Genomic DNA, 13409 nt, shown 5'->3' with positions numbered 1-13409 from the left:
ATTGACGTATTTGCTCTTTCACTAGTGTAGCCATACACACGTAGCATCACACACGGTTTACCACAGCTTGAGTCGTTGTTTGTTTTTCAACATATTCACCGCTGCGATCACCAGTCCTAAAAATACCCAGTGGAAATATAAATTCGAGACGGAGCTAGGACTGATACTTGAAACGAGAAAGCTCAGCATGGCTGCAAACAACCCTTCAATGATCATTTTTGCAGATCTTGTGTCAGCCCATTGGTATTGTTTGTACAGTGTGAACATGAGATAGGCGTATACTGAGATATAGCCCAGCATGACCGCTAACCCAAAGTTCGTCATCAATTCCAGCAGCCAATTGTGCACTTCTACGACCTGGTCTGTATCAAAGATCGAAAAGTGAGCTAAGTAGTAAGACACATTCCCCGCTCCAACCCCGAATCCGTATGAATTCGTAAAGAAGTGCCAAGCATTTTTGATCAAATTCGCTCTCGCGATGTTAGACGGGAGTGGTTCACTAAAAGAATGCGCGACCTGAGAAGCGAGAAACAAGTCATAAAAGACCGAATAAATCTTGGCTGAAAAGACAGCGATACAGATAACAACAAGTCCGCCTGCTGCAATGATTGACCACTTTTTGAGAAATCGCGGCAGCAGCAGCCACACATAGAGCGCCACTCCTGCAAATATGCCAAGCAGACTGGCTCGGGATTCGGTTAACAATATGAGATACAGTGCGGCGATTGCCCCTAATAATCCAAACGCTTTGATATAACCGTTTTTCATTTGACGCATGCACGCTAGATATAAAAAGAAACTAATCGATAAAAACGTCGCAAAGTCATTTTGATTAAAAAAGACAGATGTAGGATAGTGCTGTTTATACGCTGGTCCTAGATACAATGAGGTATTCGGTAAATGGTTCAATGTAAAGTGATTATAGAACCCAATCCCCATCACAAACACAGTCATGACCAGCCAAATGCTATAAAAGGTCACCACTTGATCCATTCGCTGAATGAACATGACGACAAGAAAGACAAACCCCATCCCCATTGCAAGCAGGGACATATATTTCAGGCCGTCTGTGACCGAATGAGCCCAAAGCAGTGAGATGAGCCCGTAAAGAAACCATGCAGCGAAAAAACCAAGAATTCCTTTGACACGAATCTGCTGCCACTGCGATATGTACGTCCCCTTATCTCTCATCCGCCATATGAATAAAGCAAAGACGGCGATAAGCATAATACGGTAGAGAAAAAGACTAAAGAATCCGGCACTAATAGAAAAGAAAGCGTTGTTGAGAAAAGTCAATGCAATCAAAAGATAGATGGCTGACATGAAGATTTGCTCACCATTCATGTATAGCTTCATCAACACGAGAGCAGCCGACAGGATCAAAAGTATAACCGGAACAGCCACCATCTTCTTTAACCCGACGGGCTGGGCGGTTGCCATTTGTACAAGCCCGATCCCTGCTGCAAACAAAATACATCCAATCATGATTTGCCATGCTGTTTGTTTCACACTCATACCCATTTTCCTCCTAAGCAACCCATCCGATTTGAGGGATTAAGCCTTGACTTCCTGTTCATAGTAGGAAATGGTACGAGCCAAACCTTCCTGTAAACTCACAACAGGCTCCCATGCTAAGACTTGTTTCGTTTCCTCATTTGCCAATGTACTATGCACAATATCTCCTGCACGCTGCGGCTTGTAAATTGGTTCAAGATGCGATCTCGTCACCCGCTTCATCGTTTGAAACAGCTCATTCACAGTGATCGAATCACCACATGAAATATTTAAACAAACGTTTGATTGAGCTGTTAAAGCCGCAACATTCGCTGCTGCTAGATCACCTACATAAATGAAATCTCTTGTTTGTTCCCCGTCTCCGAAAATGAAAGGAGCCTCATCTTTTGCAAACTTATCAGAGAAAATAGAGACAACTCCGCCTTCGCCAAGTGCGTCTTGTCGCGGACCATAAACATTGCTGTACCGAAGAATACAATAGTCCACATCATACAGTGATTTTGCCATTTCTAAGTATCGCTCTACTGTGAGTTTCGATAACCCATAAGGCGAACCAGGCTTTAGCCGGTGAGCGGTGTCTACTGGCAGATACACTGGATCTCCATAGACAGCTGCTGATGAGGCAAATACCACTTTCTTGACACCAGCCTCTGAAGCCGCTTTGATTACATGCAGAGATCCTTTAATATTCACTTCTTCGTCATAAACGAAATTCTGAACGGAAACGGCTACACTCACCTGTGCTGCAAGGTGAATGATATAATCCGGTCTCATTTGTTTGATCAAATCAACCGTTTCTGATTTTGTGACATCTGCCTCAATGCATTGAACGGAAAGATGGGCAATATTTTCCCGAGATCCAGTTGAAAAGTTATCAAGAACGATGGGCTCGTAGCCTTTTTCTAGTAAAGCCTCTACCGTGTGTGATCCAATAAATCCGCTTCCCCCAGTAACCAATACTTTCTTCATCCAAGCTCCCCCTGTTATTGTGCCTTTGATACCAATTCTGCTTCCCATACGCCCGGGCGGCCGATAGACTGGTAAATAAATCCTCTCTCTTTCATTTCTGCTGGATCAAACAAATTCCTTCCATCAATTACAATCGGTGAACGAAGCAGCTGCTTGATCTGATCTTTATCCATCTTCTGTACGTCATCCCATTCTGTTAGGATGAGACAAGCATCCGTATCTTTTACTGTTTCATACAGGTCATTACTGAAGACAGCCTGCGGGCCAAGCTCTCGTTCTGCTTCTACATAAGCAATCGGATCATAGGCCTTCACAAAAGCACCCAGCTCTCTCAGCATGGGGATAATGTCTAATGCAGGCGCAGAACGCATATCATTTGTATTCGGCTTGAATGCGAGACCTAAGACAGAGATGGTTTTTCCTCTAATATCACCGAATACACTCATCAGTTTGCTGACAAGGTGAGCTCTTTGGTGATTGTTCGTTTCAATCACGGACTCGATCAGCTTGAACCGGTAGCCGGCTGTTTCGGCAATTTTGAGAAGAGCCATCGTGTCTTTCGGGAAACAAGAACCCCCAAATCCAATGCCCGCTTTTAAAAATTTATGCCCGATGCGGCTGTCTAATCCAACTCCTTCGCTGACTTTTTCAACATCAGCGCCCACCCGCTCGCAAATATTTGCAATGTCATTGATGAATGAGATTTTTGTGGCAAGCATGGCATTTGCAGCATACTTAATCATTTCAGCACTTTCTAAGTTGGTCTCCACAACCTCTGTTTGAAACGGATCATGCAATCTTTTGATGATGGTTGACGCATGGGTGCTTGTCGAGCCTATTACTGCCCGCTCCATATTCATCGTGTCTTGGATTGCAGAGCCTTCTCTGAGGAACTCTGGATTGGATACGACATCAAAAGGATATTTACTGCGGGATGCTTTTTCGACAATGGCTTGAACGAGCCGGCCTGTTCCAACGGGCACTGTGCTTTTATTGACGATGATTTTATAGCCATTTAGATGTTCACCAATTGTTTGAGCGACGGCTTTCACGAACGTTAAATCTGCTTCCCCCTGTGCTGTCATCGGTGTCCCTACAGCAATATAGATAATCTCTGATTCCCTGATAGCGGCAGGAATATTGGTTGTAAAAAACAGTCTTCCTTCCTCCGTATTCTTTTCAATCAATTCCTTTAAACCCGGTTCATAAATGGGAACGACACCACTTTTTAAGCTGTTGATTTTTGATTCATCGATGTCACAGCAGATGACACGATTTCCGATATCAGCAAAACAAGTACCCGATACTAACCCGACATACCCTGTTCCAATCACAGCAATTTTCTTCAACATTTTTCATCCTCTCAGTAAAAGCATATTGTCCGTTCCAAGCTGTTTATCTATCTATCATTCTTTGCACATTTCATCTTGTTTAAACGATGGATATTGATTGATTAAGCACCTTTTCATATTGCTGTATGAGATGCTTCGCATTATTTGCTGATGAATATTCTGTATGAACGATTTGATGAAGATCGTTCTTCACTTGCTCATTCCATCTGTTTTCATAAAGATAGGCGTGAATGGCCTCTTTTAACTGATTCGTCGAACGCGGATCAACGAGCAGGTGTTGATAGCTAGAAAATAAAGATGGAAGACCACCGACTCGTGTCGCAATGACAGGTACTTTTAAAGCAAGCGCCTCTAGGACGACGGTAGGCATTCCTTCACTATAGGAAGGAAGTGCAAACAGATCAGCTGCCATTAAGTAGTCTTTCACCTGCTCATTCGGCACCTGTCCTGGGAGTACAATGGATGCTCCAGCCCGTTCTTCCACCCCCTTTGCAAGGGGGCCTTTTCCAACAAAGACTGCTTTCACACCCTCCATGCCGCTGACAGCATCAGCTAATTCAAGTAAGCCCTTCTCTTTGACTAATCGCCCGACGAAGACAACGAGCTTGTCGTGAAGGGGTAAGCCTAACTTTTTCCTGATGCCTTGTTGATCTTCTTCCGTTTTAGAAAATGACTGAAGCGGAATACCGAGCGGGAGACATTGCGCTTCCACCTTTGTCATGTCATTTGTCTTTTTAGCAAGCTCCTCGCTCACCGTCAGAACAGCAGATGCCTGTTTCACCGCCGTTTCAAAGGCTGCATGTGCCCCTTTGCTATAGCCTGGATACACGTTCACATCACTGCCATGTAAGGTCAAAAGATAAGGAATTTGCGTTTCTTTCTGAATCACAGCCGCCGCTCCGCCAGACGGCATCGCAAAGTGCGCATGGATAAAATCTGGTGACAGCTGATAACGCTGCATGGCGCCTAGAACAGAAGCCGCTATTCGTTTACTCGGCTGTGCCCATTTCAGCTGTCCAGGGATCGCTGTATAGGGCGGCCTGTATACTGTCACTCCGTTTCTTACTTCCTGTTCGGGCATATCTTTTTTCTGCCGATAGGCCGCCTTCAGCATCCGCAAAACCGGTAAATTTACTGGATTGGGACAAATGACAGTCACTTGTATTCCTTGTTTGAGCAGCTCCTGCACTTGCGTTTCATGGAATACGCCTTCACTTGGATGTTTTTCACTAGGATATACACTTGTCAGCCATAGCACCTTCATGACGAACGACCTCTTCTCAATAATTTACCTGCCACCTGCGGATACATTTTGATGAACAGCAAGCCATACAGTGCAGCACTGACACAAATCGTCAATCCTAATTGAAGTAAAATATCCGCTGACGTCAGCTTCATGCCTTGATGCAAGAAAACCGCACAGGCGGCCATCAACAGCGTCATGACAGCAGGCTTTCCAAGTGATTTTAAATACACCTTCATATCAAGCTGAATGACATACGCCATGAGCCACCTGCCGACAATAAAGTTGAGCAGACTGACACCTGAGTAAACCCAAGCTACTGTGAGCAGACTGCCTGTGCTGACACCTGCATATAAGGCGCATCCATACACGATGAGCATCCCCGTATCCCAATAAAAGGCTAAGTCCGCTCTCCCTTTGGCAAGAAGTATTGAACCGTTTGGATTCATCAGCACACGCAGAAGGCCGACAATGCACAAAATGTTAAGAACCGGAACGGCTACGAGCCATTTCTCTCCAAACACTACTTCTATAAAGCTATCTGATACGGCAGCAAGACCGATTAATAATGGAAAACTAATTAATGCGAGCATATTCGTCATACTGAGGAAGCCCTCTCGCAGCATGGAGTGATCACGCTGACTTTTTGCGAAAACAGGGAAAGCCACTCTCGTCACGATTGGGTTAATCTTCAGCACCGGGATCGTTACAATTTGATACGCCAAGCTGTAAATACCTAATGCTTCTGCTCCAAGAAACCGGCCGATTAAAATCATGTCTATGTTCGATCCTGCTCGATTGACCAGTCTGGATGCGAGCTGGAATGCACCAAATGAGAAAAATTCTTTCACTTCCCCTAATGCAAAAACAGGTGCTGGGCGCCACTTCTTCCAATAAGCTGCGGCATACATAAGCCCTTTTCCTGATTGCAGCAGCACTTGAGAAATGACATAGGCCACAATCGGATTGATGAAAAAGGCCAGAACGAGTAAAACAAACAGCGATATCATGGTTGCAATGGCTTCAATGGTACTTAATGTTTTAAAGGCTAAGTCCTTTTGCATCATGTATTGGTATTGCTGGCCAATTGGTGCAATCAGAAACATGATGGATAATAGTTTGAGCAAACCCTCCAGCTCTGGCCGGTTATAAAAGGCGGCAATCATTGGGCTTACTAGAATGAGTAAACAGAATAAGACAATTCCAGTGAGCAAATTGATCCAATATAATGTAGATAATTGACGTTCTGTTGTTTGTTCCTTTTGGATGATCGCTGCCCCAATCCCTAGATCAAGTAAAATCTGCGTAAATATTGTGACAGTTGTGATCATGCCAACGAGTCCAAACTCCTTCAGTGACATCACGTTCCCTAAAAAAGCGAACTGTGCGATTTGGATAATCGTAATGATGAATGCGGACAAGCTTGTCCATTTTGCCCCGCCTAGTATGCGTTTTTTCATACTTGCCATTTCTCTTCCCTACTTTACTTATCTGGCTCCGTCACCCGTCATGATGACTTTTAACGTTTTTACCATAATCTTCGTGTCGAGAGAAAATGTCAAGTTTTGAATATACTGTAAGTCGTGTGTTAATTTTTCACTCGGACTCATTTCATATCCTCCATTTACTTGAGCAAGACCTGTCAGTCCCGGCTTTACTGCTAATCTTTTCGTAAAACCTGGAATCGTCCGATTAAATTCTGCGGTAAACATCGGTCTTTCCGGCCGCGGACCTACGATACTCATTTCTCCTTTTAACACGTTGATAAATTGCGGGAGTTCATCGATTCTTGTTTTACGAATGAAGGCTCCCACTTTGGTGATACGCGGGTCATTTTTTTGTGCCCATTTCGCTCCTCCGCTTTCAGCGTCGGTTCTCATCGATCTGAGCTTCCATAATTTAAAGTAAACACCGTCTTTCCCTACCCTCTCCTGCATATAAAAGGCTGGTCCCGGTGTTTCCAGCTTAATCAAGAGAGCAAACAGCAAAATGATCGGCGTACTCAACATCAATCCGATGAACGAGAACATTAAATCTATGAAACGTTTTGCAAATAAATAACGAACCATATGTTCTGTTAAGGCAAAAGAGTGGTTTCGTCTCACTTCATATTCTCTATAAAGATTCATCGCTTTCTCTGCACTCACTGACCTGCACCTCACCATCTAAAGTAGTTGTTGTGTAAAGAGATGTTCTATGAAAGTCAGTTTATCAGAGCAACATTAAGCAAATGTAAATGCGCTGTTAAGTCTTGTAAAACTGTGTTAAGAATGTGCACTTATATAAAGTTATGCCCTTTTCAACGTAAAAAAGACCCGCAATTCTGCGGGTCTTTGGGTCTTTTCTTTATTTTGCTTTGACGGATTCGATGGTTTTTAATCGAAGGGTTCCGTTTGCATCTTTTGTATAGGTTACTTTCACTTTTGATTCTTCTTTTAAGCTGTTCACTTGTTTAGAAAACGCATTTCCGAACTGAATAGCTACTTCTTTGCCATCAATGTTCACAGCAATGGTATGTCCATCAGCCAAACCGACATATGTGCCTTCTTTGGTGACTTCATTTTTCTTATTTGTTGTTGATTCTTTCTTTGTTTTAGAATCAGCTTTTGATTGATCCTTAGCAGGTTCTTCTTTTGTGATTTCTTTACTTGAGCTGTCTTTTGCCGCTTCATCAGATTGACCAGCTTGCTCTTCTTTTTGAGCAGCTGTTTCTTTGCTTTGATCATCTGCTTTTTCATTAGATGACTGATCTTCTGTTTTTTCCTCTGAAGCATTTTCTTTCTTTTGATCAGCCGCTTCGGTTGTTTCCTTTTTGCTGTCATCCTTATTGTTGTCGCTTGATTGATTTGTTGTGCCGCATGCTGTAAGTACTACACCTAGAAGCAATACTAGAAACGGCATTGTGATTAATTTTTTCAAGATCGTCACCTCTTCATGATTTGTCGATTTGCTGTCGCTTGAAGATTCATGCGTAAACCATTCACCTTCTATGTTTCAATTATAACAAAGATAACCAAAAATGAAATGTATTTTTAACTTGACACATTATTGATTACCCGATCACTTCATAGACTTTTGAAAAAAGGCTGCCGAGAGACGTTCTCGAGCAGCCTAAGAGGAGTATCTGAGGCACCCCTCATGTTTGTATTTTCTTATCTAAAGTAACCTGACACACCGCTTGAAATGCCTGACGCTAAACGATCTTTATACGTAGCAGATTTCAAGATGTTTGAATCAACTGGACTGGACACAAAACCAGTTTCTAAAAGAACACTCGGCATTTTAGAATATTTAATCACGTAGAATCCAGCTGTTTTCACACCACGGTCTCTTGTACCAAGTGCACTGACCATTTTAGGCTGAATGTTTTGCGCAAGCTTCAAGCTGTTTGCAGACGCATAGGTTTTGTCATAATACGTTTCTGTTCCGTTTGCACTGCTGTTATCATTTGAGTTGGCATGGACACTAATGAAGATATCTGCTTTCGCATTCGCACCTTTGCTCACTCGTGTTTGAAGACTGTCAAATGTGTCTGATGTTCTTGACATGGTAACAAGTGCACCAGCGTTGTTTAATTTCGTATTTAAACGTTTTGCTACATCTAAATTCAAGTTCTTTTCATATAAACCGTAGCCTACAGCTCCTGAATCATGTGCACCATGACCTGGATCAATGAATACTTTTTTCCCGACGACAGGATTTTTTAATTGATTCACAACAGTTGGTGTCACCGTATTTGTACTGCCTACGACAGTAAATTTGGTGATTTTTTTACTGCTGATTGTTGCTCTTGTTACTTTTGGTAATGTCTTTTCATTCGTTAGAAGCAATGCTTTGTTTTGCTTCGCTGCGATCCCTGCAGCAGAAGATGAAGTGGCATAGCCAAATCCTCTTCCTACATAGGTATTATACGTGCTCATATTATACTTTTTCACAATATTAGCGGCAACGTCATAACGAGTGGAGCCTTTGATTCGTGTTGGAGATTTCAATTGATTATAAGCTGCTTTTGTGACGTAATTTTCTCCGCCGACTACAATGGTTTGTTTGACATTGCTTGCTTTTGCAACAGAAGCGATTTCAGAACGAAGTCCCTTTTTATCTGTGTAGAGAATCGGGAATCCTTTTTGTGCTGCTACCGGTGCAATTGCAATCCCATGAGCATAGAAGGAACCTTCAACGACAACGACGCCTGCTGGCTTTTTCATTTTTTTCGCGATATTTGCAGATAGCTCATATCGATTTTTCCCTGAAATACGTTGTGTAGAGATGCCCATTTTCTTCACTTCGTTGACTACGTTGTTTGACACACTTGATGTACTGCCTAAAACGATAACTGTCTTTGTTTTTAAAGCCTTTAGGGCTTTTTTCGTATCACCCGAAAGACTCTTACTGTTTGTATAAAGAACTGGTCCATTTTTTTGGTGTGCAAGTGGAATCCCTGCTGTTGCATCTGCATACGCAGTTTTCCCTACTAAAACGACTGTACTTGCAGTTCCCCATCCCTTTTTCGCTACGTTTGCTGCTACAGCATATCTGCTCCCGCCATCAATTCGTGAGACGGAATTATCTGCTGAAGCTGTCGGAACAATAACGAAAATGGCGATAAGGCTGAGGATGGCTGTTTTCATGATTGAGCGCATCATCTATGTCCTCCTTTAACCCTTTAATAGTTTGTTAGTTTTGTACCTGGATAGTAGAACGAAAGTATGGAAGAATATGAGTTTCCAGATTCTGCTCTAGCTTTGGCTCCGTATTGGCTCATGCCAATGCCGTGACCATATCCTTTTCCTGAAATCGTAAAGTCATTTGTATTGTTTTTGACAGACGCAAATGTGCTTTTCACCTTTGTTGCGCCCATGACGGATCTAAACTCGGTCATCTTCATACTTGCCGTTGTGCTTTTGTTTACTGCATACGTGCCTGTTTTATTTTTCAGATGATATGTCAGCTTGATCGATACCGTCTTCGCACGCTGGCCTTTTGTTTTTCCTGAGAATGTCAGGCTTGAGATGGATGCAATCTTCATATCAGATGCAGCTGTTTCTTTGTTTTTGAGCAGCCATGATTTGAGACCAGCAAGGTCCGCTGCATTTGTCTCTTTTGTCTTAGACCACTGAGATGCTGCTGTGCTAGCAGTCAATGTTGTGCCTAGTTGTTTTTTAGAGAGTTTTAGTGTCCATGCATTGACCGGATCTTTTGTATCCTTTTTGGCCACTAAGTACGGCAGTGCATTTGCCCACACTTCTTCACTTGCCTCTGTATAACCGCCATTACTAGAATAATAGGTTGCTGAAATGAGCTGATTGTTGTATTTCAGTACCTTCCCTTTTGTGGCATCGACAGCTTTTGTCGAATTCGTGTACCAGTTATATCCTCCATATACTTGGAAGGCAGTTGTATCAGGTACGACTTTTCCAATACTTTTCACTGAATACGTTCTAGCGGCAACTGCCTGTGCTTTTAGCGCTTCAACATGCCAGCTTGCAGGCATTTCATTTGGTACTACGCCTTTTAGATAGTCTTCAAATGGAATATTTTCGAGAGTCGGCCTGATATAGCCTGATTCAATTGCAAAGTTGACGCTGCCTAAGTACGGCTTCCCTGCAATTTGAAGGACATTTTTCGTTGAATATTTCTCAGGAACAACTCTTACTGTGTTATACGTCTTTATGCCTTTTAATGAAATTTTTCCGTTAGAAATATTCAATTGGTAGTTTTGATTTTTTTTCAGATAGACTTGTTTAGCTAATGAGTTTTTCAAGCTATCTTTAATCGCACTTGTGCTACCAGCAAGGTGATAAGCATATGTACCCTTTTGTTTCAGCAGTGCTTTTAGTGACGCTGTGACAGAATCTGGTTTCACATACACAACGGTACTGTTAGACTTTGCAGCCAATTGAGACAGCGGCATAGCATAAATATAGCTAGAGGCTTTTGCCAAATAAACTTTATCTGCATTGATATTTAATTTCTTAATAATATTCACAGATAGTTCATAGCGATTGGCACCACTGATTCTTGTCACCTGTGATGTTTTTTTAATTTGATTCTCTACTTTTTGTCCCGTACTTTTCGTACTGCCGATGATGATGACTTTACTTGGCAGCTTGTAAGACGGAATGGAATCTTTTTTTGTTAACAGGATTGGATATCCCTTTCTCGATGCATAGGATGCAATCGCAATCCCATTCATAAATGAGTTTCCGCCGACAACGACAGCTTGCTTATAGTTACCCATTTCTTTAGCGATTTTTTGAGAGATTTCAAACTTGTCTTTTCCACTAATACGTCTGACTTTGCCATACTTTTTAATAGATTTCTCAGCAGCTGTGGAAATACTTTTCGTGTTACCGATGATCAGGATGTTATCCGGCTTCATTTTCTTCAGCTGGTTTTCAGTTGTTTTTGTCAGTCTTTCAATGTTCGTATACAAAATGGGTGCGCCTAGTTTGTAAGCTAACGGTGATACAGAAATGGCGTGATCAAATGCATCACGGCTCACAATGACAACAGTTGATGGATTCTTCCAGCCGGCAGACGCGATGCTATTAGCAACTTCGTATCGATTTTTGCCATCATATCTTTTCGTGACAGCCACATTCGATCCTGACAGCTTGTATTCTCCAGCTGTGGATAGATCCATCGTTTTTTTATTTCCGATATAATTAGACAATTTCACTGAAATTGTCGAGCTAGCCATGGCAGACTGAAAGGGTGCGACTAGTAGAGTCAGTGTCATGAGAACAATAAGTGTAACGCCTGTTTTCTTCAATTTTGTTCATCCCGCCCATCTTTTTTACTTCTGTTTTTCAATCTTTTGAATTTCCTTTTGACCACTGTCATTGATAAAGTAAGAGATTTCTACTGTGTCTCCTGGTTTGAATTCATTTAACACATCTTTAAAATTATCCGTAAATTCATAGCTTAAGGTCGTATTCACTTTTTTCACTTCGACTGTATGTGCATCAGCCATTCCAATAAATTCAGCTTTTTCTTCCAGCACCTGAGGAGTTGAACTGCTTGTCTTGTTTTCTCCCGAGGACTGCTCAGCCGTTCCACATGCTGTGAGCACGATACCAAGTAGTAGTATTAAGAACGGTAAAACGACGATTTTCTTCATTTTTTTCACCTCATGTCTTTGTATCGTCTTATAACTTAATATTTTAAGGTAAATTTAAGGTTTTTTGAAACCTTTTTTTTGTTACAACGTCTATATCTAGGTTCAGAGTAAAAAAATAACTTGTTTATCAAGATTCGTAAACCTATAATCATGGAAGAATCATAGAAAAGGTGAGGGACATTATGAGAGCTGAAAGAAAACGAAAGAAAAAAAAGGTTCTTTGGATTGTTTTATCGATTATTGGCTTATTCGTATTAGCAACTGGCGGATATGCATATCATCTTTGGAATACAGCAGCATCAACCGTGGCAGGCATTCAGGAGAATTTAAAGAAGTCAGATAAGCGTGACAAAGATGTCGATTTAAATAAGAAAGACCCGATTTCTATTTTAGTCATGGGTGTTGACGAAAGAAAAAATGACCGAGGCCGTGCGGATACATTAATATACATGACCGTTAACCCAAAAACCAAAACGACCGAGATGGTGAGTATCCCGCGTGATACGTATACAAAAATTGTCGGAAAAGGCACAATGGATAAAATCAACCACTCCTATGCATTCGGCGGCACACAAATGGCAGCAGATACAGTAGAGGAATTGCTTGATGTACCTGTTGATTACTTTGTGAAAGTCAATATGGAAAGCTTTAAGGATATTGTCGATACACTAGGCGGCATTACAGTTAACAGCACATTTGCTTTCAGCTATGACGGCCATTCATTTGGTACAGGAGAAATTAATCTAAATGGTGATCAAGCCCTTGCCTACACAAGAATGAGAAAGCAAGATCCAAAGGGTGACTTTGGACGTCAGCAAAGGCAGCGCCAAGTCATTGAAGGCATCATTGCAAAAGGGGCAAACATTTCATCTATTACGAAGTTCGGCGATATGTTCAAAGTCGTGGAAAACAATATGAAAACCAACATGTCATTTGATGATATGTGGACGATGATGAATGACTACCGTGATGCAAGACAGCGTGTGGAGCAGCACGAGCTGAAAGGAACAGGTGCACGCATCAATAACATCTATTATTATCAGCTTGATGATAATAGTTTGGCTAAAGTGAAGAAGGAATTGAAGGAAAGTTTGGAGCAGTAAAAAAGAAGACTACATGACTGTAGTCTTCTCAGATTGTAGAGAAACTCATGTTTTTCTACAATCTTTTTTATTTTCATCGTAATTATGATGGATGGGATTTAATG

Annotated in this window: 11 protein-coding genes; 1 reads left to right on the top strand and 10 read right to left on the bottom strand. The window is 41.8% G+C overall.

Going from position 1 to position 13409, the window contains the following annotated elements:
* Positions 1 to 57: 57 nt before the first annotated feature.
* The 10 genes from tuaE to ACSSTM_RS14175 form a co-directional block, all read right to left on the bottom strand.
* Positions 58 to 1515, bottom strand: coding sequence for a teichuronic acid biosynthesis protein TuaE (tuaE, locus tag ACSSTM_RS14220; RefSeq protein ID WP_095285724.1), 1458 nt, complete (start codon positions 1513 to 1515; stop codon positions 58 to 60).
* A 39-nt stretch (positions 1516 to 1554) separates the two neighbouring features.
* The gene (locus ACSSTM_RS14215; RefSeq protein ID WP_034660160.1) at positions 1555 to 2484 is read right to left on the bottom strand and encodes an NAD-dependent epimerase/dehydratase family protein; all 930 of its coding nucleotides are present in this window, start codon (positions 2482 to 2484) and stop codon (positions 1555 to 1557) included.
* Between the two features lie 14 nt (positions 2485 to 2498).
* Positions 2499 to 3836, bottom strand: coding sequence for a UDP-glucose 6-dehydrogenase TuaD (tuaD, locus tag ACSSTM_RS14210; RefSeq protein WP_034660163.1), 1338 nt, complete (start codon positions 3834 to 3836; stop codon positions 2499 to 2501).
* 79 nt (positions 3837 to 3915) lie between these two features.
* A complete protein-coding gene (tuaC, locus tag ACSSTM_RS14205; RefSeq protein WP_437404213.1) occupies positions 3916 to 5100 on the bottom strand; it encodes a teichuronic acid biosynthesis protein TuaC in 1185 nt (394 codons plus the stop codon).
* Positions 5097 to 6548: a teichuronic acid biosynthesis protein TuaB gene (gene tuaB, locus ACSSTM_RS14200; RefSeq protein WP_034660166.1), complete on the bottom strand. Its 1452-nt coding sequence runs from the start codon at positions 6546 to 6548 to the stop codon at positions 5097 to 5099. The genes tuaC and tuaB overlap by 4 nt, the downstream gene beginning before the upstream one ends.
* Before the next feature lie 18 nt (positions 6549 to 6566).
* Positions 6567 to 7226 (bottom strand): sugar transferase, encoded by a 660-nt coding sequence (locus tag ACSSTM_RS14195; protein ID WP_034281119.1) that lies wholly within the window; start codon positions 7224 to 7226, stop codon positions 6567 to 6569.
* 199 nt (positions 7227 to 7425) lie between these two features.
* Positions 7426 to 7998, bottom strand: coding sequence for a hypothetical protein (locus ACSSTM_RS14190; protein WP_034660168.1), 573 nt, complete (start codon positions 7996 to 7998; stop codon positions 7426 to 7428).
* A gap of 233 nt (positions 7999 to 8231) precedes the next feature.
* Positions 8232 to 9722 carry an N-acetylmuramoyl-L-alanine amidase gene (locus tag ACSSTM_RS14185; RefSeq protein ID WP_034660719.1) on the bottom strand — a complete coding sequence of 497 codons (1491 nt, stop codon included), beginning with the start codon at positions 9720 to 9722 and terminating at the stop codon, positions 8232 to 8234.
* 23 nt (positions 9723 to 9745) lie between these two features.
* Entirely contained in the window at positions 9746 to 11854 is a 2109-nt protein-coding gene (locus ACSSTM_RS14180) for a SpoIID/LytB domain-containing protein (protein WP_106030569.1), read from the bottom strand.
* 24 nt (positions 11855 to 11878) lie between these two features.
* Complete coding sequence (locus tag ACSSTM_RS14175) at positions 11879 to 12202, bottom strand: hypothetical protein (RefSeq protein WP_024423640.1); 324 nt, start codon at positions 12200 to 12202, stop codon at positions 11879 to 11881.
* Positions 12203 to 12384: 182 nt separating this feature from the next.
* On the opposite strand from ACSSTM_RS14175, the gene tagU reads away from it, so the two are divergent.
* A complete protein-coding gene (gene tagU / locus ACSSTM_RS14170) occupies positions 12385 to 13305 on the top strand; it encodes a polyisoprenyl-teichoic acid--peptidoglycan teichoic acid transferase TagU (RefSeq protein ID WP_034660171.1) in 921 nt (306 codons plus the stop codon).
* Positions 13306 to 13409 lie beyond the last annotated feature (104 nt).

Source organism: Bacillus sp. RK1064 (genome assembly GCF_051488405.1).
In the GTDB taxonomy this organism is placed as follows: Bacteria; Bacillota; Bacilli; order Bacillales; family Bacillaceae; genus Bacillus.
This window is presented reverse-complemented; position numbering and strand designations above follow the sequence as displayed.